This window comes from Paraburkholderia sp. UYCP14C (assembly GCF_004197395.1).
Lineage (GTDB): Bacteria > Pseudomonadota > Gammaproteobacteria > Burkholderiales > Burkholderiaceae > Paraburkholderia.
In genome coordinates, this window is sequence record NZ_SELS01000003.1 from 195,052 (window position 1) to 218,193 (window position 23,142).

At 65.4% G+C, this 23,142-nt stretch carries 21 protein-coding genes; 4 read left to right on the plus strand and 17 right to left on the minus strand.

What is annotated here, in order from left to right; all coding sequences use genetic code 11:
- Positions 1 to 51: 51 nt before the first annotated feature.
- From EVC45_RS04000 to argB, 7 genes are all read right to left on the minus strand, one after another.
- Positions 52 to 1,410: a M48 family metallopeptidase gene (locus EVC45_RS04000; protein ID WP_129956737.1), complete on the minus strand. Its 1,359-nt coding sequence runs from the start codon at positions 1,408 to 1,410 to the stop codon at positions 52 to 54.
- Positions 1,392 to 2,786 carry an AmpG family muropeptide MFS transporter gene (locus tag EVC45_RS04005; protein WP_129956738.1) on the minus strand — a complete coding sequence of 465 codons (1,395 nt, stop codon included), beginning with the start codon at positions 2,784 to 2,786 and terminating at the stop codon, positions 1,392 to 1,394. The genes EVC45_RS04000 and EVC45_RS04005 overlap by 19 nt, the downstream gene beginning before the upstream one ends.
- Before the next feature lie 14 nt (positions 2,787 to 2,800).
- On the minus strand, positions 2,801 to 3,409 hold the full coding sequence (gene metW / locus EVC45_RS04010; protein ID WP_129956739.1) for a methionine biosynthesis protein MetW: 609 nt from the start codon (positions 3,407 to 3,409) through the stop codon (positions 2,801 to 2,803).
- Positions 3,406 to 4,551: a homoserine O-acetyltransferase gene (locus EVC45_RS04015; RefSeq protein WP_129956740.1), complete on the minus strand. Its 1,146-nt coding sequence runs from the start codon at positions 4,549 to 4,551 to the stop codon at positions 3,406 to 3,408. Before EVC45_RS04015 ends, metW begins: the two co-directional genes overlap by 4 nt.
- Before the next feature lie 306 nt (positions 4,552 to 4,857).
- The gene (gene slmA / locus EVC45_RS04025) at positions 4,858 to 5,568 is read right to left on the minus strand and encodes a nucleoid occlusion factor SlmA (RefSeq protein ID WP_129956741.1); all 711 of its coding nucleotides are present in this window, start codon (positions 5,566 to 5,568) and stop codon (positions 4,858 to 4,860) included.
- Positions 5,569 to 5,608: 40 nt separating this feature from the next.
- On the minus strand, positions 5,609 to 6,376 hold the full coding sequence (locus tag EVC45_RS04030; RefSeq protein ID WP_129956742.1) for a pyrimidine 5'-nucleotidase: 768 nt from the start codon (positions 6,374 to 6,376) through the stop codon (positions 5,609 to 5,611).
- Positions 6,377 to 6,539: 163 nt separating this feature from the next.
- Positions 6,540 to 7,439, minus strand: coding sequence for an acetylglutamate kinase (gene argB / locus EVC45_RS04035; protein ID WP_129956743.1), 900 nt, complete (start codon positions 7,437 to 7,439; stop codon positions 6,540 to 6,542).
- A 268-nt stretch (positions 7,440 to 7,707) separates the two neighbouring features.
- Here argB and EVC45_RS04040 point away from each other — a divergent pair, with 268 nt between their 5' ends.
- A complete protein-coding gene (locus EVC45_RS04040) occupies positions 7,708 to 7,935 on the plus strand; it encodes a cysteine-rich CWC family protein (RefSeq protein WP_129956744.1) in 228 nt (75 codons plus the stop codon).
- A 35-nt stretch (positions 7,936 to 7,970) separates the two neighbouring features.
- On the opposite strand, the gene EVC45_RS04045 is transcribed toward EVC45_RS04040, so the two are convergent.
- Positions 7,971 to 9,605 carry a tetratricopeptide repeat protein gene (locus EVC45_RS04045; RefSeq protein ID WP_211193364.1) on the minus strand — a complete coding sequence of 545 codons (1,635 nt, stop codon included), beginning with the start codon at positions 9,603 to 9,605 and terminating at the stop codon, positions 7,971 to 7,973.
- Between the two features lie 124 nt (positions 9,606 to 9,729).
- On the opposite strand from EVC45_RS04045, the gene EVC45_RS04050 reads away from it, so the two are divergent.
- Positions 9,730 to 11,040, plus strand: coding sequence for an ATP-binding protein (locus EVC45_RS04050; protein WP_129956745.1), 1,311 nt, complete (start codon positions 9,730 to 9,732; stop codon positions 11,038 to 11,040).
- Positions 11,037 to 11,579, plus strand: a complete 543-nt coding sequence (locus EVC45_RS04055) for a response regulator transcription factor (RefSeq protein ID WP_018419102.1) — start codon at positions 11,037 to 11,039, stop codon at positions 11,577 to 11,579. The genes EVC45_RS04050 and EVC45_RS04055 overlap by 4 nt, the downstream gene beginning before the upstream one ends.
- Positions 11,580 to 11,715: 136 nt before the next feature.
- Here EVC45_RS04055 and hslU read toward each other — a convergent pair whose 3' ends face one another.
- From hslU to EVC45_RS04100, 9 genes are all read right to left on the minus strand, one after another.
- Entirely contained in the window at positions 11,716 to 13,062 is a 1,347-nt protein-coding gene (hslU, locus tag EVC45_RS04060) for an ATP-dependent protease ATPase subunit HslU (protein WP_129956746.1), read from the minus strand.
- 10 nt (positions 13,063 to 13,072) lie between these two features.
- Positions 13,073 to 13,609 (minus strand): ATP-dependent protease subunit HslV, encoded by a 537-nt coding sequence (gene hslV / locus EVC45_RS04065; RefSeq protein WP_129956747.1) that lies wholly within the window; start codon positions 13,607 to 13,609, stop codon positions 13,073 to 13,075.
- Between the two features lie 340 nt (positions 13,610 to 13,949).
- Entirely contained in the window at positions 13,950 to 14,369 is a 420-nt protein-coding gene (dksA, locus tag EVC45_RS04070; RefSeq protein WP_008923580.1) for an RNA polymerase-binding protein DksA, read from the minus strand.
- Between the two features lie 682 nt (positions 14,370 to 15,051).
- Positions 15,052 to 16,152: a GTP-binding protein gene (locus EVC45_RS04075; RefSeq protein ID WP_129956748.1), complete on the minus strand. Its 1,101-nt coding sequence runs from the start codon at positions 16,150 to 16,152 to the stop codon at positions 15,052 to 15,054.
- 236 nt (positions 16,153 to 16,388) lie between these two features.
- On the minus strand, positions 16,389 to 17,591 hold the full coding sequence (locus EVC45_RS04080; protein WP_129956749.1) for a class I SAM-dependent rRNA methyltransferase: 1,203 nt from the start codon (positions 17,589 to 17,591) through the stop codon (positions 16,389 to 16,391).
- A 61-nt stretch (positions 17,592 to 17,652) separates the two neighbouring features.
- Positions 17,653 to 18,576 carry a tyrosine recombinase XerC gene (gene xerC / locus EVC45_RS04085; RefSeq protein ID WP_129956750.1) on the minus strand — a complete coding sequence of 308 codons (924 nt, stop codon included), beginning with the start codon at positions 18,574 to 18,576 and terminating at the stop codon, positions 17,653 to 17,655.
- Between the two features lie 28 nt (positions 18,577 to 18,604).
- Positions 18,605 to 19,339 carry a DUF484 family protein gene (locus tag EVC45_RS04090; protein WP_129956751.1) on the minus strand — a complete coding sequence of 245 codons (735 nt, stop codon included), beginning with the start codon at positions 19,337 to 19,339 and terminating at the stop codon, positions 18,605 to 18,607.
- 57 nt (positions 19,340 to 19,396) lie between these two features.
- A complete protein-coding gene (gene dapF / locus EVC45_RS04095; protein ID WP_129956752.1) occupies positions 19,397 to 20,332 on the minus strand; it encodes a diaminopimelate epimerase in 936 nt (311 codons plus the stop codon).
- A gap of 332 nt (positions 20,333 to 20,664) precedes the next feature.
- Entirely contained in the window at positions 20,665 to 21,549 is an 885-nt protein-coding gene (locus EVC45_RS04100) for a lipid A biosynthesis lauroyl acyltransferase (RefSeq protein WP_129956753.1), read from the minus strand.
- A gap of 284 nt (positions 21,550 to 21,833) precedes the next feature.
- Here EVC45_RS04100 and metK point away from each other — a divergent pair, with 284 nt between their 5' ends.
- Positions 21,834 to 23,024 carry a methionine adenosyltransferase gene (metK, locus tag EVC45_RS04105; RefSeq protein WP_129956754.1) on the plus strand — a complete coding sequence of 397 codons (1,191 nt, stop codon included), beginning with the start codon at positions 21,834 to 21,836 and terminating at the stop codon, positions 23,022 to 23,024.
- Positions 23,025 to 23,142 lie beyond the last annotated feature (118 nt).

Genomic DNA, 23,142 nt, shown 5'->3' on the forward strand with positions numbered 1-23,142 from the left:
GCGCGGCGCGTGCGGCGCCGCGGCCCGCCGGCAGTCGGTGGAAACCTTGTATCAGTCGCGCACGGGCTTGCGGGTCGGCCTGCCGATGCCCGCGTAATCGGGCAACTCGTCGACGCTCTTGCCGACTGCCTTCGCGTAGAGCTGCAGCATGTCCGGCAGCCGCTTGACGATGTCGTCGCGGCGCGCCGGGGTGTACGGGTGCACGTAGATGAAGCCCTGCTCGCGATTGCCGCGCGTCGCCTGGGCGAGCTTGTCCCACAGCGTGACCGCCGCGCGCGGATCGAAGCCGGCACGCGACGCGATATCGCTGCCGATCACGTCGGCTTCGGTTTCGTCGGTGCTCTCGTACTTCATTTCCAGCAGACGCGAACCGATGCCGAGCGGCGCCATGCCCAGATCGGCGAGGCCGAATAGTTGCGGGATCGTGCCGGACGAATCGAGTTGGCTCGCCTGCAACTGACCGAGCCGCACGCGCGCGTGCTCGCGCAACGCGTGCGCGATCTCGTGACCGATCAGCATGCCGACCTCGTTGTCGTTCAGGCGCACGCGATCGAGTATCCCGCTATAAACGACGATCTTGCCGCCCGGCAGGCAGTACGTGCGGATGTCGTTCGAGCGCACCACCGCGACTTCCCACTTCCAGCCCTTGGCTCGCTCGTTCCATTTCAGCGAGTACGGAATCATCCGGTCGATGATCGAGCGCACGCGCGTCACGCGCGCATCCGTGTCGCCGTACAGGCGGTTCGCGTGGCTGGCGCCGTAGACGATCTGGCTGAATTCCTCGGCGGCCTGCGCTTCGAGCATCGACGACGGGATCAGGTTGCGGAACACCATGTAGCCGCCATAGCGCAGTTGCGGGCTCACGTAGTAGGGCGGCGGGACCGCCGCGGGAGCCGATGCGGCGGCGCCCGATGTCGCGGCGGCCGGTGCCGCGGCGGGCGCTTTGGTGGTGGGCGGTTGCGCGGACTGCGGCGCCGATTGCGGCACGGGGCCGGAAGTGGCGGCGCTCGGTGCGCTGCCGCTCGCGCTGGGCGAGCTCGGGGCACCGGCGTTGGCGCCGGTGGCGGTGCTGTTATTCGCGCCGGAATTGGCACTCCCGGCGCTGGTGTTGCCGCTGTTTCCGGCTGTCGCCGAGGTCGCGTTTTCCGCGCTGGCGCCGCTTGTCGCCGATTTGGCCGCAGGCGTCGGCGCCGGGTTGGGCGTCGCAGCGCTCGAGGCCGCGGCGGCAGATGTCGGCGCGGGAGCTTGCGCGCCGCTCACCGGGCTGGCGCCGGTCGCTGCCGCGCCAGCCGCATAGGCGCCCGCCGGCATCGCCAGCGCGACGCTCGCGCAGCCGAGCACCCAAACGGCGCTGAGTCCGAGGCCGCGCGGGCGAGTCGGAAACGGCACCTTCACGACTGCTCCCTCCACGGCGCGATACGCCACAGCAGCAGCATGCCTGGCACCGCGAGCGCGGTACAGAGGACGAAGTAGTCGAACCAGCCGATGCGCGCGACCACGTAGCCGCTCGCCGCCGACGCGAGCGTGCGCGGCACCGACGCGAGGCTCGTGAACAGCGCGAACTGCGTCGCGGTGTAGCGCGGGTCGGTGGTGCTCGCGATATACGCGGTGAACGCGGCCATCGTGAGGCCGGTGGCAAAGGTCTCGAAGCCGTAAACGAGCGCGAGCGCGACCGAGCGCGGATCGAGCTGCACGCTCCAGTCGATGCCGACGAGCGACAGCAGCTTCGTCGTCCCCTGGCTCAGTGCGACGGCGATGTCGTAAATCGCGGCGAGTCCGGGCGAATCCGGGCCGAGATGCGCGAGCCACGCGAAGCCGAGCGTCGACACCATCTGCAGCAAACCGAAAATCCACAAGCCGCGGCCGATGCCGATCTTCATCAACCAGATTCCGCCGATGATGCCCCCGGCGAGACTCGCGCCGAATGCGGTGGTCTTCGCGATCACGCCGATCTGCGTGCGCGAAAAGCCGATGTCGAGGAAGAACGACGTGGACAGCGTGGTCGCCATCGTATCGCCGAGCTTGTAGAGAAAGATGAAGCCGAGCACGAACAGGGCGCCGCGCCAGCCGTCGCGCTGAATGAATTCCCTGAACGGCTCGACGATCGCCTCGCGCAGATTTTTCGGCGGCTTGCCGTGCACCTCGGGCTCGCGCACCACCAGCGTCATCAGAACGCCCGGCAGCATGAACGCGGCCGTCACGATGAACACGGTGCTCCACGGCAGATGATCGGACAGGATCAGCGCGAGTGAACCGGGCACGAGCGCCGCGATCTTGTACGCGTTCACGTGCACCGCGTTGCCGAGGCCCTGCTGCGTGTCGCTGAGCAATTCACGCCGGTAAGCGTCGATCACGATGTCGGAGCTCGCGCCGAAAAACGCGACCAGAGCGGTCAGCGCGGCGACGGTCCAGATCGATTCGCGCGGCGACACGAATCCGAGTGTCGCCATCGCGCCGGCCACGAGCAATTGCGTGACCAGCATCCAGCCGCGCCGTCGGCCGGGCCGCCAGCCCGGCAGGCGCGGCACGTAGCGGTCCATCAGCGGTGCCCAGACGAATTTCCAGGTGTACGGAAACTGGATCAGCGCAAAGAGGCCGATTTCCTTCAGATTCACGCCTTCCGAACGCAGCCACGCCTGCACGAGGTAGACGAGCGTAAATAGCGGCAATCCCGACGTGAAGCCGAGAAAAACGCAAATCAGCATGCGCGTATTCAAAAACGCGCGCCAGCCGGGATGTTCTTCGTGAGCGGTAAGTGCGGGCGCCTCGTGCGGCGGGTTCGACATGTGGATAAGTGACGTTAGCTTTTCTTGACGCGATAGACCGCAAGACTACCACGCCAGTTCACGCCCCAACGCACCACCTGTCCGTCGTGCAGCACGACGCGATCGAGAATCTCGATGCCGACTTCGGGCGCGAGCGCTTCGAAGTCCTTGATCGTCAGCACACGCACGTTCGGCGTGTTGTGCCATTGATAAGGCAGCGACTTCGACACCGGCATGCGCCCCTGCAGCACCGACAGCCGATGCGCCCAGTAGCCGAAATTCGGAAACGACACGATGCATTGCTTGCCGACGCGCACCGTCTCGCGCAGGATCGCCGCGGTCTGATGAATGGTCTGCAGCGTTTGCGACAGCACTGCGAAATCGAAGCTGCCGTCTTCGAACAGGCGCAGGCCGTCTTCGAGATTCTGCTGGATCACGTTGACGCCGTTCTGCGTGGCGGCGAGCACGCCGGCGTCGTTGATCTCGATGCCGTAGCCCTGCACGTCCAGTTCCTCGTTCAGCAGCGACAGCAGCGAGCCGTCGCCGCAGCCGAGATCGAGCACGGTCGAGCGCGGTTCGACCCAGCGGGCGATCGCGCGGAAGTCCGGGCGCGATGCCAGGTAATCAAGTGCTCGCTGGTTCATGCGTTGACCTCGTTGGCAATGCGTTCGTAGTAGGCGCGCAGCAGGTTGTGATAGCGCGCGTCGTCGAGCAGGAAGGCGTCGTGGCCGTGCGGCGCGTCGATTTCGGCGTAGGTGACCGTGCGCTTGTGGTCGAGCAGCGCCTTGACCAGTTCGCGCGAGCGAGCCGGCGCGAAACGCCAGTCGGTCGAGAAGCTCGCGATCAGGTACTTCGCGGTGGTGTGCGCGAGCGCGGCGGTCAGATCGCCGTCGAAGGCCTTGGCCGGATCGAAGTAGTCCAGCGCGCGCGTGATCAGCAGGTAGGTGTTCGCGTCGAAGTAGTCGGCGAACTTGTCGCCCTGATAGCGCAGATACGATTCCACTTCGAACTCGACGTCGAAGCTGAAGTTGTAGTCGTCGAGCGCACCTTCCGCGCGACGCAGCGAGCGGCCGAATTTCTCGGCCATGTCGTCGTCCGACAGATACGTGATGTGGCCGATCATCCGCGCGACGCGCAGGCCGCGCTTCGGCTTCACGCCGTGCGCGTAGTAGTTGCCGCCGTGGAAGTCGGGGTCCGACAGGATCGCCGAGCGCGCGACCTCGTTGAACGCGATGTTCTGCGCGGACAGCTTCGGCGTCGACGCGACCACGATGCAATGGGCGACCCGCTCCGGATACATCATGCTCCACGCGAGCGCCTGCATGCCGCCGAGGCTGCCGCCCATCACGGCGGCGAAGCGCGTGATGCCGAACGCGTCGGCGACGCGCGCCTGCGCATTGACCCAGTCTTCGACGGTGACGACCGGAAACGTCGCGCCATACGGCTTACCGGTGGCGGGGTCGATGCTCATCGGGCCGGTCGAGCCAAAGCACGAGCCGAGGTTGTTCACGCCGATCACGAAGAACCTGTCGGTATCGAGCGGCTTGCCCGGGCCGACCATGTTGTCCCACCAGCCGATGTCCTTCGGATTGTCGGCGTACACGCCCGCCACGTGATGCGATGCGTTCAGCGCGTGGCACACGAGCACCGCGTTGCTGCGCGCGGCATTGAGCGTGCCGTAGGTTTCGACCATCAGGTCGTAGCCTGCGAGCGTGCTGCCGTTGCGCAATGGCAGCGGCTCGGTGAAATGCATTTTTTGGGGAGCGACGATGCCGATGGAGTCCATTCATTCCGCCATTGAGTCAACAGGGCGGCTAAACGGCGTCGGCGAAGCACGAGGAGAAGAGCGGTGTGCGCAGCTGACGACCTCTTTAGCCGCATTTATAGTGAACCGCGGGCCTTGGGCCTTGGGTTCGCGCGCCCGCAATCGAGTCAGCAAATCGGCGCGTGAAAGGGTGTGAAACCGGGTGCAACGTGTTCGGGATGCCTGGGCGCGCTCCTTTATGCATCATAGGATCGCGGCGGCGTCAGTCGCAAAGTATAGCGGAAAATTCCGCGCGGCAACGGCGCGAAGGGAGCGCGTGCTCGCGGACTACTGGAGGATCAACAGCAGTTGCTCGTCCGCGTGTTCGGAGGGCGGCCGCGCGAAGCCGCTGCGCACATAGCGATGCCAGCGGCCGATCACGTAGCTCACCAGCAGGCTCGCGCGAATCGCGGGATCGTAGCCGGGAGGCAGTGCATTGGACTGCTGCGCGGTCCGCCGGTCGGCGTTGTCCGTGGCATCGTTATCCGCGCGGGCAGGCGCTTCGCTCTGCGCGAGCCGCAAGCACTGCTTCAGCGATGCCTCGACCCGTTCGAGCATCTGGTTCACGCGCTCGGTCAGCCGTTCATGCTCGCCGACCAGCGCCTCGCAGGTCAGCACGCGCGTCATGCCGGGATTTTTCGCAGGAAAGTTGAGCAGCATCAGCGTGATCGCGCGCGCCTGCAGCACGCCGTTGCTTTCGCGACCGGTGATCTGGTTGATGAGTCCGAACAGCGTCTGCTCGATGAATTCGATCAGGCCTTCGAACATCTGCGCCTTGCTGGCGAAATGGCGGTACAGCGCAGCTTCCGACACACCGAGCCTGGCGGCGAGCGCGGCCGTGGTGACCTTTTCGCTCTTCGGCGCCTCGAGCATGCTGGCGAGCGTCTGCAGGATGTGCACGCGGCGCTCGCCGGGCTTCGGACGCGGCGCGCGTGTCGCAGCGGGCGCCGCGGGGGAGACTGCGGCTAAAGCTTCGTCAGGCTTGTCGGTCGGCTGCATGGCTGTCGTCCCCCGGCTGATGTGTTGGCGGCTTTCGTCCCTACGGTCCCGGCTTGCGTCCCTTCCATCGAACCGAGCGCGTGCCCAGTCGTAGCGATTTTAGCGAACGAATGTTGCGGTCGACATAATGCGGCCGGCCGGTGCCCGGCAGGCGCGTCGGTACGCCGTCGGCGTGCGGCTTGCGCGGCAGGTGCCCGGTGATCCAGACGGTACGGATGCCGAGCCGCCGATAGTTCTTCAGATGCGAACGCGTGTCCTCGACGAGGATCGCGTCTTTCAGCGACACGCGCGCGTCGCGCATCGCGCGGCGCAGCATCGCGTGATCGGGCTTCGCGCGCCACTGACGGCGATCACGCATGTGCTCGATCGCGATCACGCGCTCGAACAGGCGCTCGATGCGCAACTCGGCGAGCACCGCGCGCGCGTAAGTTTCGGGCGCGTTGGTGAGCACGATCTTGCGGCCCGGCAGCGCCGCCACCAGGCGCGCGACGCCGCGCTCGTGACGGATCATCGAACCGAGGTCGGGGAACGTATGCACGAACTTCAGGAAGTCGTGCGCGTCGAGCGGATGATGGCGCGTGAGACCGAGCAGTGCTGCGCCGTAGCGCAGCGTGTAGCCGGTGCGCAGACGGTTGGCTTCGTCGATGTCGACGTGCAGCGCGTCGATGATGTACTGGGTCATGCCGCGATTGATCGCGGGGAAAATGGCATGCGACGCGTGGTGCAGCGTGTTGTCGAGATCGAACAGCCAGACTGGCTTGCCGCCCGCGATGTCAGGACGGCGGCGCCGCGTAGTGGGGGTGCGCATGGTGGAGGTCTTCAGCCGCTGCCGGGCGTTTCATGCTGCGGATACAGATGCGGAGCGTTTGCCGCCTCGACGCTCGGGGGCCCGCATAGACTGGCGGCCGCGAGGTGGGGCACCGGCGTCGCGCCGCAGTGGCGCAACGCCTGTGCCGGGGATGCCGCAACGCTCAATGCGAGCGGATCATCGTGCCGAACGGCTGTTCGGTCAGGATTTCGAGCAGCACCGAGTGCTCGATGCGGCCGTCGATGATGTGCACCGAGCGCACGCCGCTCTTCGCCGCATCGAGCGCGGACGAGATTTTCGGCAGCATGCCGCCGGAGATCGTGCCGTCTTCGAACAAACCGTCGATTTCGCGCGCCGACAGATTGGTCAACAGGTTGCCTTCCTTGTCCATCACGCCGGGGATGTTGGTCATCATCACGAGCTTCTCGGCGTTCAGCACGACTGCCAGCTTGCCCGCGACGAGATCCGCGTTGATGTTGTACGACAGGCCGTCTTCGCCAGTGCCGATCGGCGAGATCACCGGAATGAACGCGTCGTCCTGCAACGCCTTCACGACCGCCGGGTTGATCGACTCGACTTCGCCTACCTGGCCAATGTCGACGTACTGGCCCGGATTGTCGCGATCCGGCATCAGCATCTTGCGCGCGTGGATCAGGCCGCCGTCCTTGCCGGTCAGGCCGACCGCGTGGCCGCCGAAGTGGTTGATCAGCATCACGATGTCCTGCTGCACCTCGCCGCCGAGCACCCATTCGACGACTTCCATCGTCTCTTCGTCGGTGACGCGCATGCCCTGGATGAACGTGCCCTGTTTACCGATTTTCTTAAGCGCCTGGTCGATTTGCGGACCGCCGCCGTGCACGATGACCGGGTTGATGCCGACCAGCTTCAGCAGAATCACGTCGCGCGCGAAACCCTGCTTCAGACGCTCTTCGGTCATGGCGTTGCCGCCGTATTTGATGACCACGGTCTTGCCGTGATACTGGCGGATGTAAGGCAGCGCCTCGGCCAGAATTTCGGCTTTCAGGGTAGGCGCAATCTGCGAGAGATCGGGAAGCTCGGACATGGCGGCAGGCTCGGGCACGGAACAGTTAAAACAGCGCGAATTGTACAGGACTGGCGCGCTGCAACAGGGTTTTCGGCAGCGGCGCGCGCGACGGGCAGTGCAGGCATTGCGTACCGCACCATGACCGGCCACGGGGGCGCGGCGAACAGCAAGCGTAACGCACTTGCGTGACGGCTGTGCATTGGCCGAACGGACGACTGCACTTAGGCGCATCAGTCATGGCATCATGGTCTGACCGATGTCCCCAGCGCTTATGCGCCCATCAGCAATGAAATCGTCTTCTGCCCGCTCCGAACGCAGCGCGCGCTGTCCGCGCTGCGGCAATGCCTTCGATTGCGGCATGCGGGGCGAGACGTCGTCCCCGTGCTGGTGCCGCGCTCTGCCGCCGCTGCCGGCCGGGCGGCTGAAGCCGGGTAGCGGGTGCCTGTGCCCGCAATGTCTCGCCGCGGAGATCGCACAGGCGACCCGCGAGGCGAGTGGGGAGCAGCAGCCGTGATCGCCGCGTCTGTCCGCGGCTGATCTGAAACCTGCCTACGCGCCGCGATGCTGCGCCGCCAGAGCCCGCAGATCGCGCGCAGACGCTTCAAGCGCCGGCTCCCATTCGCCGAACCGCGGCTGCCGATACAACGTGGCGCTCGGATACCACGGGCTGTCGCCGCGCTCCAGCAACCAAACCCAATGCGGATTGACGTCGAGCAGCACCCACGTGCGCTGACCGAGCGCGCCGCTTAGATGCGAGATCGACGTGCACACGGTGATCACGAGGTCGAGCGCGCTGACGAATGCGGCGGTGTCGTCGAAAGTCGCGAGGCTCGCGGTGTGATCGATGATGCGCAGACCGGCCGTGCGGGCGGCGGCGACCTCGGCGGCCGCGCCCGGCTGCAGCGAGTAGAACGTGACGCCGCTGATGCCGGCGAAATGCGCCGCATAGCGCTGCCAGCCGACGCTGCGAAACGGGTTGCGCTGATGTCCGCGGCTGCCGGTCCAGGCGAGCCCGACCTTCAGGCCGCGTTCGCCGGCAACGCGCTGGCGCCACGCCTCGCGCGCTGCCGCGTCGGCGAACAGATAGGGCGCGGCGGGAATGGTCGCTTCGCGGGTGTCGAAGATCAGCGGCAGGCTCAGCAGCGGAATTTCATAGTCCATCGGCGGCAGCGATTCGACGCCGCCGCCGGACGAGAAACCGTCGACATGAGCGCCGAGACTTCGCGCGAGCAGCGCGCCCATCTGCGGAAACGAATTCCACAGCACGCGGCCGCCCTCGCGGTGCACACGCTCGGCCAGCATCGGGATATAGCGGCTGAACTGCAGCACGTCGCCCATCCCCTGTTCGCCCCAAACGAGCAGCGTCTTGCCGGCGAGCGGCTCGCCGCGCCACAGCGGCGCGGGCATCACGGGACGGTTGCCGCCGAGTTCCTTCGAACCGTCCCAGCGTGCCTCGTGCGACGGCCACCCCTCGGCGTATCGACCACGCAAAAGTTGCAGCATGCCGAGGTTCGAGCGCATCGCCGGATCCTGTGGAGCGAGTTCGCAGGCCGTCGTGGCGGCCTGTTCGGCGTCGTCCCAGCGTTGCGCTTCACGTAACGTCAGCGCATAGTTGTTGTGAGCCAGCGGACTGGCGGGCGCGCACCGCACGGCCTGCGCGCCGGCTTCGAGCGCGCGCGGCAGATCAAGATTCTGGCGATACGCGTTGGCGAGATTGACCCATGCGTTGCCATCGTCGGGGGCATCGCGAGTCGCAGCTTCGAGCAGTGCAAGCTGTTCGTTCAGGTCGCCGCCGGTGAGCGACAACGCGCTCGCGAGATTGTTGCGTAGTTGCGGCAGCGCGGGATCGAGCGTCAGCGCGCGACGATACGGGACGAGCGCGTCCGCGTGCCGCCCGGCCATCTGCAGCGTGTAGCCGGCGCGGAAGTGCGCGACGGCGCTCCCCGCATCGAGTTGGGCAATAATGGCGGCGAGTTCGATCGCCTGCGCATGAAGCTGCTGCGCGAGCCATGCGGCGATCAGCGCGTCGAGCGACCCGCCGTCGAGCGGATGCAGTTTGGCCGCGGCGTCGATGCAACGGGCTTCGTCTGCCGTGGCACCGCTGGCGCGGGCCGTGGCGGCAGCGCGCAGAAAAGTCAGGAATGCGGACGAAGCGTCGGCTTCGCGAATGACGGTGGGCAGCATGAAGGGATGGCTCGGAACAGTCGTCGATGAAGCCTGGCGGCGCGCAATGCTACTTCGAAGACAGTCATGTTACCGGCACTCGGCCGCGGTCAGCCAGACGTTTCCGAACGGGTAGACTAGGGTCATGCACCGTATAACCAACACCGGCCGCGTCAATCTCGGTCATCTGTTCTGGCTGCGCAGCCTCGCGATCATCGGTCAGCTGCTGACGATCGCGGTCGTGCAGATCTTCATCGGCGCCAATCTGCCGTTGCCCGCAATGCTGCTCGTGATCGGGCTCGAAGTGCTGTTCAACGCGCTCACGTGGTGGCGCGTGTCGCAGCAGCGTCCCGAGTCCAACATGGAGCTGTTCGGGCAGATCTGGGTCGATCTCGGGGCGTTGTCGGCGCTGCTGTTCCTGTCCGGCGGCACCACCAACCCGTTCGTGTCGCTATACCTGCCGTCGCTCGCGATCGCGGCGGCGGTGCTGCCGTGGTATCTGATGGCCTGGCTCGCGGCGTTTGCGGTCGCCTGCTACGCCGTGCTCAGTTTCGCTTCCGTTCCGCTCAATCTCGAGAATCCCGCCAACCTGTTCGACTACTACCGCTCGGGCATGTGGGTCAACTTCATGGTCAGCGTGGGGCTGATCGCGTGGTTCGTCGCGCGCATGTCGCGGGCCCTGCGGCTACGTGACGCAGCGCTTGGAGAAGCGCAGCAGCGCTTGCTCCAGGACGAACGGGCGGTCGCGCTCGGGGTGCAGGCGGCCACCGTGGCTCACGAAATCGGCACCCCTCTGTCTACAATCGCGATGCTGTCCGAAGAGTTGCGCGACGCGGCGCGCTCCGACGCGGGACTCGCGCCCTACCGCGCCGATCTCGAACTGCTCGAGACGCAGATGACGCTGTGCACGTCGGCGCTCGCGCGCTTGCGCAGCCGAGCGACGACCACGACGAACCGCCAGCCGATCGGCGAATGGCTCGATTCGTTCGCCGAGCAATGGCGCCTGCGCCATCCGCACGTGACGTTCGAGCGGATCGGCACGCCGCCCGCCGATGTCAGTCTCAACGACACGGTGGCGGTGGGCCAGATACTCACGATCCTGCTCGACAACGCCGCGCGCGCGAGCCGCGATCACGTGACGCTGTCCTGCACGCTCGCGCCACGCGGCGATCAGATCGTGTTCGAAGTGTGCGACCACGGTCCGGGCATTCCGGTCGCGCTACGGGGCTCGCTCGGCTCGATGCCGGTGAACAGCACGCAGGGCGGCCACGGCGTCGGCCTGTATCTGGCGTTTTCGGCGGCGGCGCGTCTGAAGGGATCGATCGAGCTGGCCGACGCCAACGGCGGGCGGGCGCGCGGCACACGCGCGGTGCTGCGGTTGCCGCACGTCGCGCGCAGGATTTCCGGAGCGAGCCCACAAGGCGCCGCGCCATCCAACACGGAGAAACAGGCATGAGCGAAAAGAATTTTCTGGTGATCGACGACGACGAAGTGTTCTCCGGCATCCTCGCGCGCGGCTTGACGCGGCGTGGCTACACGGTGAGCGAAGCGCACAACGCGGACGAGGCGATCCGGCTCGCGAATCAGCAGAAGTTCAGCGAGATCACCGTGGACCTGCATCTGGGCAACGACTCCGGTCTTACGCTCGTGGCGCCGTTACGCGATCTGCAGCCCGATGCGCGCATGCTCGTGCTGACCGGCTACGCGAGCATCGCCACCGCGGTGCAGGCGGTCAAGGACGGCGCCGACAACTATCTCGCGAAGCCCGCCAACGTCGAGACGATCCTGTCGGCGCTGCAAAGCGAGGCGAGCGCGTTGCAGGCCGAGGAGGCGATCGAGCATCCGCAGCCGCTGTCGGTGGCGCGGCTCGAATGGGAGCATATCCAGCGTGTGCTCGCCGAACACAACGGCAATATCTCCGCGACCGCGCGCGCGTTGAACATGCATCGGCGCACGTTGCAGCGCAAGCTGGCGAAGCGGCCGGTGAAGCAGTAGGCCGCAATCGTCCAGCGCGGCGTCCGCTATTCGATGCGATGCCGCCGCGGGTTGGGCGGCACAAAACAAAACGGGCTGCCTATGCGAAGGCAGCCCGTTTTTTATGCATCAGCGCGTCGCGCTGTCGCCGCACCTATCACAGCACGTAGCGCGACAGATCCTCGTCTTCCGCGACTTCGTTCAATGCGCGATCGACATACGCCGCGTCGATCTGCACGGCACGGCCCGAATGATTGCCGGCCGAGAACGACACTTCCTCGAGCAGCTTTTCGATGACCGTATAAAGACGCCGCGCGCCGATGTTCTCGGTCTTCTCGTTGACCGAGTACGCGATTTCGGCAAGACGGCGGATGCCGTCGTCGGCGAATTCGAGGTGCACGTCTTCGGTCGCGAGCAGGGCCTGGTACTGTTTGACGAGGCTCGCATCGGTCGACACGAGGATCGATTCGAAGTCCTTGACCGACAGCGAATCGAGTTCGACGCGAATCGGGAAGCGCCCTTGCAGCTCCGGAATCAGATCGCTCGGCTTCGCGAGATGAAACGCGCCGCTCGCGATGAACAGGATGTGATCGGTCTTCACCATGCCGTACTTGGTGTTGATCGTCGTACCTTCGACGAGCGGCAGCAGGTCGCGCTGCACACCCTGACGGGACACTTCGCCGCCGCCCGCTTCGTTGCGCGACGCGATCTTGTCGATTTCGTCGAGGAACACGATGCCGTTCTGCTCGACGTTCTGCACCGCCTTGGCCTTCACCTCTTCGTCGTTCAGCATCTTGCCGGCTTCTTCGTCGGTCAGCACTTTCAGCGCTTCCTTGACCTTCATCTTGCGGCGCGTCTTCTTGCCGCCGCCGATGTTGGCGAACATCGAGCGGATCTGCTCGGTCATGTCTTCCATGCCCGGCGGCCCCATGATGTCCATGCCGACCTGCGGCTGCTCGACGTCGAGCTCGATTTCCTTGTCGTCGAGCTGGCCTTCGCGCAGGCGCTTGCGGAACGTCTGACGCGTCGTGCCGCCTTCGTCGGCGGTGTCGGTCGAGCTCGAGCTCGAACCGAAGCCGACCGGCCGTGCGGTGGGCAGCAGGATGTCGAGGATGCGGTCTTCGGCCAGATCGCCGGCCTTGGTCCGCACTTTGCGCATTTCGGTTTCGCGGGTCTGCTTGACCGAGATCTCGATCAGGTCGCGCACGATGCTGTCGACGTCGCGGCCCACGTAGCCGACTTCGGTGAACTTGGTCGCTTCGATCTTGATGAACGGCGCGTCCGCGAGCTTCGCGAGACGCCGCGCGATTTCGGTCTTGCCGACGCCGGTCGGTCCGATCATCAGGATGTTCTTCGGCGTGATTTCCTGGCGCAGCGGTTCGTCGACCTGCTGACGGCGCCAGCGGTTGCGCAGCGCGACGGCGACGGCTTTCTTCGCGCGGCCTTGGCCGATGATGTGTTTGTCGAGTTCGGAGACGATCTCGGCGGGGGTCATGGTGCTCATCGATGGGTCCTTACTCGATCGTCTCAATGACGCGGTTATGGTTCGTGTAGATGCACATGTCGCCGGCGATTTCCAGCGACTTCTCCACGATGTCGCGCGGCGACAGCTCGGTGTTGTCGGCCAGCGCTTTCGCGGCCGCCTGGGCGTACGCACCGCCCGAGCCGATCGCGCAGATGCCGCCTTCGGGATCGAGCACGTCGCCGTTGCCGGTGATGACGAGCGTGGTGGTCGCGTCCGCGGTGATCAGCATGGCTTCGAGACGACGCAGCATGCGGTCGGTGCGCCAGTCTTTCGCGAGCTCCACGGCCGCGCGTGTCAGATTGCCCTGATGTTTTTCCAGCTTCGCCTCGAAGCGGTCGAGCAGCGAGAAGGCATCCGCCGTGCCGCCGGCGAAGCCGACCAGCACCTTGCCGTTGTAGATGCGCCGGACCTTCTTCGCGCCGCCTTTCATGACGATATTGCCGAGCGTCACCTGGCCGTCGCCGCCGAGCGCGACCTTGTCACCGCGGCGTACGGAGACGATCGTCGTGCCGTGAAATTGCTCCATATGCGTTCCTCTTTGCAAAACGGGTAGGACGCGGCAGCGCTGCGCGCCACCGCATGAATCCAGTCAGCGGACGGCGCGCCGGCCGGCGCGCTCGTGAGCGCATGTCGGACGTATTTTAGGGCGCGCGCGGTCATATCAAGATCTGCCGGAAGGCATAGGACGAAAAACCGAAAATCCGCTCAGGGAGCCTGAGAAAAGAGGTGGAAAGGGGCGGCGGGACGGGAGGGACGGCGGAGCTTGCGCGGACGTCGCGCAAAAAGAAAAGGCGCACGGTTCACCGTGCGCCTCTCGACGAAGCAGCGTTTTGGTGGGCGCCAGGCCGAAGCCGCGCCGCAGCTAATCAGTCGCCGAACAGCTTCTGGCGCAGTTCGCGGCGCTCCTGGGCTTCGAGCGACAGCGTGGCCGTCGGCCGCGCGAGCAGACGCGGAATGCCGATCGGCTCGCCGGTTTCTTCGCACCAGCCGTAGTCGCCCGCCTCGATTCGCGCGATCGATTGCTGCACCTTCTTCAGCAGCTTGCGCTCGCGGTCGCGCGTGCGCAGTTCGAGCGCATGCTCTTCCTCGATCGTCGCGCGATCGGCCGGATCCGGCACGATGACCGTTTCGCGCAGATTCTCGGTCGTCTGGCCGGCATTGCGGAGAATGTCCGCCTGCAACTGTTCGAGCCTGTTCTTGAAGAAGGCGAGCTGATCCTCATTCATGTAATCCTTGTCGCTCATCTTCAGGATTTCGGCTTCGGTCAAGAGTCGTTTCGTCGTCATCTGGCTTACTTCTTCAATGTGAGGCAAAACTCATAGTGCCCGCACTTTCGTATTGCCCGCAAACGCGTCGCGCGGACGCGCAGCGCAGGGTGGCCACGAACGTTGGACTGTCGTGACGCCGAAGCGTCTGGCGCCCACACACCGGGCATTGCTAGCTACGCCGCTGCGGGGCCGAACTCCTCTGGAAACCGATTCACACATGCTCCTGAGGCATCGCTCGCCGACCAGCGCATGCCCTTTCAGGCTGTGCCCGCCGGCGTTTTTGGCGTGTCTCCGGACAAGATTTTCCGGCGCCGTTTCTGGCCCGTCGCGGGATACGCGCGACCGGGCAATTCGTTGTCATTCTCCAGTGGGCACGTATTGTAACTGAATCACAATCCGCTACCGCAACTGCTGAAAATCTGCCTGCGGCGCTGCGATATCCCGAAAATATAACGCGCACAAAGCCAAAAAGCGATGGTCGTGCACGCTTTAATACAGCAGGGTTTTCACGCGTTTTTCATATGGGCCGCTTTCGAGCGGTCTCGGCGCCGCAAAGTCGGAGTTTCAGCAGAGGATTTACGCCCGCGCAGTCGGCGACGGGCGTCCCGGCGCAATCTAAGTAGCACGACGCATGCCGCGCTGCGCGCGGCATGCCGTGGGCTTTCTCCGGGGCTTGCGTGGGTGACGGCGCTGCGCCCGCTCAGGCGAGGCAGGCGTCGAGACCGTCGGTGATCAGGTCGCGCGGCAGTTCGATGCCGATGAACACCATCTTGTTGGTCTTCTTCTCGGCCGGTTGCCATTTCGCGGCGAGGTCGCTGCCCATCATTTGATGCACACCCTGGAACACGACCTTGCGATCCACACCCTTCATGTACAGCACACCCTTGTAGCGCAGCAGGTGCTCGCCATAGATCTGCAGGATGCCGCCGAGGAAGTCTTCGAGCTTGTTCGGATCGAACGGACGATCGCTGCGATACACGAACGACTTGATCTTGTCGTCGTGGTGCGCATGGTGGTGATGCCCATGATCGTGGCCTTCGTGATCGCACTGGCCATGGTCGTGATCGCAGTTGGCGTGATCGTGGTCATGGTCGCCGTGCGTGTGGCCGTGCTCGTCGTGCGCATGCGCGTGGCTGTGCGCGTGTTCGTCTTCGGCCAGGAAGTCCGGATCGATTTCGAGCTTCGAGTTCAGGTTGAAGCCGCGCAGGTCGAAAATTTCCTTGATGTTCGCCTCGCCGAAATTGACGACCTTGATCGCCGCCTTCGGGTTCATGTGCAGCAGACGGTGGCGCAGATCGTCCACGTGCCGCTCGTCGACGAGATCGGCCTTCGTGATGAACAGGCGGTCAGCGAAACCGACCTGGCGCTGTACCACTTCGTGCTCGTCCAACTGATGGTTCGCGTGCTTCGCGTCGACCAGCGTGATGATCGCGTCGAGCAGGAATTCGCTGGCGATCTGGTCGTCCATGAAGAAGGTCTGCGCGACCGGGCCCGGATTCGCGAGGCCGGTGGTTTCGATCACGACGCGGTCGAAGTCCACTTCGCCCGCCTGCTTCTTCGCGGCCAGATCGTTGAGCACGCGCGACAGGTCGCCGCGAATCGTGCAGCAGATGCAGCCGTTGCTCATCTGGATGATCTGCTCGCTGGTGTCCTGCACGAGGATCTCGTTGTCGATGTTCTCTTCGCCGAACTCGTTCTCGATGACGGCGATCTTCATGCCGTGCTTTTCGTTCAGGATGCGCTTGAGCAGGGTGGTTTTGCCGCTGCCGAGAAAGCCGGTCAGGATCGTGACTGGAATCATGTGGGTCGCCTGTAAGTCGTGAAACGGTGCGTGATCGGACGCTAGCGCAAGGCTAGCCAGATGCGTTAGGCCGGCCGCCGCAGCCGGATGGCGCGCGGCCCTGTCCAGCCGGTTATTGAAACATATTTGCCTGGCGGGCGCAGAGGCGGCCGCGCTGTGGCCGTCTCGTGGCCGCCTGCGCGGAGGCTGGCCACTGCCGCCGCCGGCACGCGCAGTCACCCACAAAATAAGGGCGATCAGGCGATTTGCAACAGCAGCCCCTTCAGATACTCGCCTTCGGGGAACGCCGTAAGCAGCGGATGATCGACGCCCGCGCCAAGGCGCTTCAGGATGCGTGCGTCGACGCGCGCGTCGGCGGCAGCGCCGGACACGATCTTCTGGAACAGCTCGGGATCGATCGCGCCCGAACACGAGTAGGTGAACAGCAGTCCGCCCGGACGCAGCAGCTTCAGGCCCGTCAGATTGATGTCCTTGTACGCGCGCGACGCGCGGTCCACGTGCTCGCGCGACGGCGCGAACTTCGGCGGATCGAGCACGATCAGGTCGAAGCGCTCGCCTTCGTCGTACAGACGCCGCAGCGTCTTGAACGCATCCGCGTCGAGCCAGCTCGCGCGCCCGGCGTCGAAGCCGTTGGCCGCGACGTTCTGCTGCGCGAGCGCGAGCGCTTCACCGGACGAATCGACCGACACCACGCGCTTCGCGCCACCCTTGAGCGCCGCGAGCGAAAAGCCGCCGGTGTAGCAGAAGCAGTTCAGCACGTCGCGATCTTGCGCGAACTGCTGCACGAGCAGGCGGTTGTCGCGCTGATCGACATAGAAGCCGGTCTTGTGGCCGTTGCGCACGTCGACGTGATAGCGCACGCCGTTTTCGCTCGCGATCAGCTTCTCCGACGGCGGCTCGCCCGCGAGCACACCGGTGATCTGCTCGAGCCCTTCCTTCTGACGGATCGATACGTCCGAGCGCTCGTAGACGTTCGGGCAGCCGGTCGCGCCGACCAGCGCCGCGACGATCGCGTCTTTCCACGCTTCGACGCCGGCCGCCATGAACTGGCAGACGAGCTGGCTACGCTGATCCGCGTCCTCGGCGACGTAGTAATCGACGATCAGGCCGGGCAGACCGTCCGCTTCGCCGAAGATCAGCCGCACGGCGCCGGTGTCGCGCACCATCGCCTGACGATGCGCAAACGCGCGCTGCACGCGGCGCTTGAAGAACGCGTGATCGATCGGTTCGGCTTCGTCGAAGCTCCACACGCGTGCGCGGATCTGCGAGTGCGGGCTGTAGGCGGCGCGCGCGAGAAAGCGGCCATCATGCGCGCGCACCAGCACGGTCGCGCCGGGTGCGGGACGGCCGTCGACGTGCTCGATCGCATTGGCATAAACCCACGGATGGCGGCGCAGCAGCGATTTTTCTTTCGACGGTTTGAGCGTTACGGTATTCATCAGGTATCGGTAAGGTGCAAGCGAAGGCGGCGCGTGGTCGCGCGCGGCGTCACTCGCGAGATCAGTTGCGTTTCTTGGCGCGAGGATGCGCGTTGTCGTAGACGTGGGCGAGGTGCTGGAAATTGAGGCCCGTATAAACCTGCGTCGCGGTGATGCTCGCGTGGCCGAGCAATTCCTGCACCGCGCGCAGATCGCCGCTCGACTGCAGCACGTGCGTCGCGAACGAATGGCGCAGCACGTGCGGATGCACATTGGCCGGAATGCCGGCGGCGAGCGCCGCGCGCTTCACGCGGTCGCGCACGACGTTCGGCGAGAGCCGGTTGCCGCGCGCCGACAGAAAGAGCGGATGCGGATCGTGGCGCACCATCTGGTCGCGCACCGCGAGCCAGGCGTTCAGCGCCGCGACCGCCTGGCTGCCCACCGGCACGACGCGGCGCCGGTTACCTTTGCCGAGCACTTCGACTTCGCCGGAATCGAGCTTCAGCCAGCCGGCCGAGCGATGGCCGTCGACGTCGGCGAACCGCACGTCGAGGCCGACCAGTTCGGCGAGGCGCAGGCCCGACGAGTAGAACAGCTCGAGCATCGCGTGATCGCGCAGCCCTTCGGGGGAGTCGGCGGGCGGGCTGTCCATCAGGCGCGCGGTGTCGTCGACGGAAAGCGCCTTCGGCAGCGTTTTCGCCTGCTTCGGCGCGCGCACCGCGGCGACCGGGTTGGCCGGCAGCTCGACGTGGCCCGCCAGCCAGCGATAAAACGCGCGCCACGCCGACAGCCGATGGCCGATCGACCGCGCGGTGAGACCGCCCGCATGCGCGCGCGCGACGGCGCCGCGGATGTCCACGGCGGTGAGGCTTTCGAGCGGCCGGCCTTTGGCGAGCTGCTTCAGCTCCGCGAGCTCGTGCGTGTAACCGCGCAGCGTATGTGCCGACAGCCGCCGCTCGTGCTCGAGATGCGACAGGTAGGTGGCGATCGGATCGGCGGCGGTCACGGTGCGAGGTGACGTTGCGTGGCGCGGCTCAGCGCGGCAGCAGCCGGCTCAGCGCGGCGCTCGCGAGCGCGCCGATCTGCGTGAGGAAATCGGTGGCCATGCCTTCGTGGAAGCGTCGCGGGTCGGACGAGCCCATCACGAGCAGCCCGAACGTCGGCGCATCTTCGGCAGCTTCGGGGTCGCGCAGCGCGAGCAGCGCGATCGATTCAGTGGTCTGCGCCGTGTCGCTCGGCGTGACGCCGTGGTCGTCGGCCGTGCTCGTTGCCGGGTTGGATACGCTCGCCGCTTGCGCGAGCCACTGCGCGGCCTCGAAGCCGGTGTTCGCACCGCAGTAAGGCGTGCTGAGGCTGCCCGCGAAAATGCGCACTTCCTCGCTGACGTGGCGCGCGAAGTCGGCTTGCGCATACGGCTCGGCGACGTCCCACACACGCAGCGCCGCTTGCGGCACGTCGAAGATGTCGAGCAGACCGCCGGCGATCGTGCGCGGCAGCGCGTACGGATCGCGCTCGGCCATCACGCGGATGGTCCAGCGATTGAATTTCGACGCGATGCTGTCGTTCTCGTGACCGTAGCGCAGCAACTCGGCAAGACGCCGCTCGAGATGCTTGTTCTTGTCGCGCAGCATCTCCATCTGCCGCTCCTGCAGCGACACCGCGGCTTTGCCGTGCGGGTTCGCAAGCCGGATCGTCGCAAGCGTTTCCGCGTGTTCGACGAAGAATTCGGGATTGGCCAGCAGGTATTCGGAGACTTCGCGATCGTTCATGGTTTCGTCTGGAAGACTACGGGATGGCCGCCTCGCGGCGGCGCGTCGGTCAATGGGTTAGACGGAGGGCGTCACGGCGGCCGGGCTGGACGGATCGTGCTGCGACGAATCCGGCAACGCGCCCGACGCCTCTTCCGCCAACTCGATTTCGCCTTCGAAGACGGTGGCCGCGGGGCCGGCCATCAGCAGCGGTGCGCCTTGTTGCGCGAGGTCCCACGTGATGGTCAGATCGCCGCCATGCGTATGCACGAGCACCGGCGAATCCAGCAGCCCGCGGCGGATACCGGCCGCGACCGCCGCGCACGCGCCGGTGCCGCACGCGAGCGTTTCGCCCGCGCCGCGTTCGTAGACGCGCAGCCTGATCTCGTTGCGCTTGACGATTTGCATAAAGCCCGCATTGACCCGCTGCGGGAAGCGCGTGTGCCTTTCGATGGACGGACCTTCGACCAGTACCGGGAACGCCTCGGCATCGTCGACGACCTGCACCGCGTGCGGATTACCCATCGACACTACCGACATCCAGCGCGTCGTGCCGTTCACGTCGAGCGGCCAGAGCGTATCCGCGCCTTCGCGGCGGCCTTGCAGGCCCTTGGTCGCGAAGGGGACGAGCTCGGGATCGAACACGGGCGTGCCCATGTCGACGATCACCTCGCCGTTGTCCTGCATCGTCAGCGTGATCGTGCCTTTCTGGACTTGCACGCGCACGCTGCGCTGGCTGGTGAGGCCGCGCTCGCGCACGAACTTGACGAAGCAGCGCGCGCCGTTGCCGCAGTGCTCGACCTCGCCGCCGTCGCAATTGAAGATGCGATATCTGAAATCGACACCTTCGACGGTCGGCTTTTCGACCAGCAGCAACTGATCGGCGCCGACGCCGAAATGGCGGTTGGCGAGCGCGCGCACCTGCGCCGTGGTCAGATCAACCGGTTGGGTATAGCCGTCGAGCACGACGAAGTCGTTGCCCGCGCCGTGCATTTTGGTGAATTTGAGCTTCACGTTTTCCGTGTATCCGTTGCCGCGTAGGGCCTCGCGTGTGCTGGCGAAGCCGAAAATCCGGGCCTCGCCGGCCGTGGGGTGAATTACCCATTCGAGCCGTGCCGGGCCAATAGCAGATGATACACGTTGGCACATCTGAAACGGTATGGCGGGCAAGGGGCCGTGATGCCGCGTCCCGGCCATGATTCGACGTGCTTTGATTGCCGGGAGCCTGGGTCAAGAGTTCGTCTATACGCTCGTTTCGAGCGCACCACGAGGACCGATTGCAGTCGATCTATTTTTATCCCGGCCCAGCCAGGAGCCGGCGACCGCAAAAGATCCCGGTGGCACTCTCAATACACCCCCGGCACTCCCGGCGGCCGCGTCTTGAACCGCTTGTGCACCCAGTAATACTGCTCGGGCATCAGCGGGATCTGCTCCTCGAGAAATTCGTTCATGCGTCGCGCATCGACGTCGTCGTCGCCGGTCGGATAGTTGTCCCAAGGCTTGAAGACCTTGAGCCGGTAGCCCTTGTAGTTCGGCAGCACTTCGCCGATGAACGGCACGACCTGCGCGTGCCCGACCTTCGCGAGACGACCGACAGCAGTCAGCGTGCAGGTCGGTACGCCGAAGAACGGCACGAACGTCGAATTGCGCGCGCCATAGTCCATGTCCGCGCCGAGCATCACCGGTTTGCGTTCGCGCAGCCAGCGCAGCACGACGCGCGCGCTATCCGCGCGGCTCGCCATGTCCGCGCCGAAACGCGCGCGCGCCGCTTTCGCGACTCCCTCGAGCTCCTGATTCGACATCGGCTGATACAGCGAGCCGCACTGGCGCTTCAGCGAGTAGTTCAGAAAGATCGAACCGGCCTCGATGCCGACGAAATGAAAGCCGAGAAACAGCGTCGGCGGCAGGTTCGGGTCCGTCAGGTCGATCGCGCTGTCGAGCTGGATCAGCTTTTCGAGCTTCTTCGCCGAGCCGAACCACTGCACGCTGCGCTCGAGATAGCTGCGGATCGCGTGACGGAAGTGCTTCTGCGCGACGTCCTCGCGGCGCTCGTCGCTCCAGTCGGGAAAGCACAGCTTCAGATTCGTATGAACGATGCGCTTGCGACGGCTCGGGATCTGGTAGAGCAGCCAGCCGAGCCCGTCACCGAGACGGGCGACGAATCCATACGGCAACAGCGCAAAGAGTTTGAGCAGCCCGATCGCGAGCTTCGCGCCGTAGCGGCTCAGCATGCAGCCTCCGGGCGCGCGGCGCTGCAGCGGGTGAAATTGGGGGGAGCGGAAAAATTGGCGTGATACCGCACTCGTGGACACTCTGTGACTTTCAAGGGAAGTCGCTATAATAAGGGCTTCGCCGAGTTAATAGACAACTTGCGGGGCGAAGCCGGCGGGTGCGGTCCATGGGTTTCATGGGTTCAGCGTCCATCGGTAATGTAATCCGCTAAAGCGTCGCCGCTTCAGACTCCCGAAGTCGGCTACGTGGAACGCAACCGTAACCACTAACAGGAGTCTGCAACGTGGCAAACGACTATCTCTTCACTTCCGAATCCGTTTCCGAAGGCCATCCCGACAAAGTCGCGGACCAGATCTCGGACGCGATCCTCGACGCCATCCTCGCTCAAGACAAGTACTCGCGTGTTGCGGCCGAAACGCTGTGCAACACGGGTCTCGTCGTGCTGGCCGGTGAAATCACCACCACCGCGAACGTCGACTACATCCAGATCGCGCGTAACACGATCAAGCGCATCGGCTACGACAACACCGACTACGGCATCGACTACCGCGGCTGCGCGGTGCTCGTCGCTTACGACAAGCAGTCGCCGGACATCGCCCAGGGCGTCGACCGCGCGCACGACAACAACCTCGATCAAGGCGCGGGCGACCAGGGCCTGATGTTCGGTTACGCGTGCGAGGAAACCCCGGAACTGATGCCGCTGCCGATCCACCTGTCGCATCGTCTCGTCGAGCGTCAGGCGAATCTGCGCCGCGACGGCCGTCTGCCCTGGCTGCGTCCGGATGCGAAGTCGCAGGTCACCGTGCGCTACGTCGACGGCAAGCCGCATGCGATCGACACCGTCGTGCTGTCCACCCAGCATTCGCCGGACATCGCGCTCGACACGCTGCGTGAAGCGGTGATCGAGGAAGTGATCAAGCCGACGCTGCCTGCCGAACTGATCAAGGGTGACATCAAGTTCCTCGTGAACCCGACCGGTCGCTTCGTGATCGGCGGTCCGCAAGGCGATTGCGGTCTGACGGGCCGCAAGATCATCGTCGATACGTACGGCGGCGCGGCACCGCACGGCGGTGGCGCGTTCTCGGGCAAGGATCCGTCGAAGGTGGACCGCTCGGCAGCTTATGCCGGCCGTTACGTCGCGAAGAACATCGTGGCCGCGGGCCTCGCATCGCGTTGCCTGATCCAGGTGTCGTACGCGATCGGTGTCGCCCAGCCGACCTCGGTGATGGTCAACACGTTCGGCACGGGCCGCGTGTCGGATGCGACGATCACGGAACTCGTGCGCCAGCATTTCGACCTGCGTCCGAAGGGCATCATCCAGATGCTCGACCTGCTGCGTCCGGTCTACGAGAAGAGCGCGGCGTATGGTCACTTCGGCCGCGAAGAGCCGGAATTCACGTGGGAAGCCACCGACAAGGCGCTCGCACTCGCCGAAGCGGCCGGCACCGAGCCGGTCGCGGCGCTCGCCGAATAAGCGCGAGCCGACCGCTGCCCGATCGCAAAAAAACCCCGCCGGCGTGAGCCGGGCGGGGTTTTTCTTTGTCTATCGATCGCGCAACGACGTCGCCACACGCGGTACTTCGTCGAGGCGG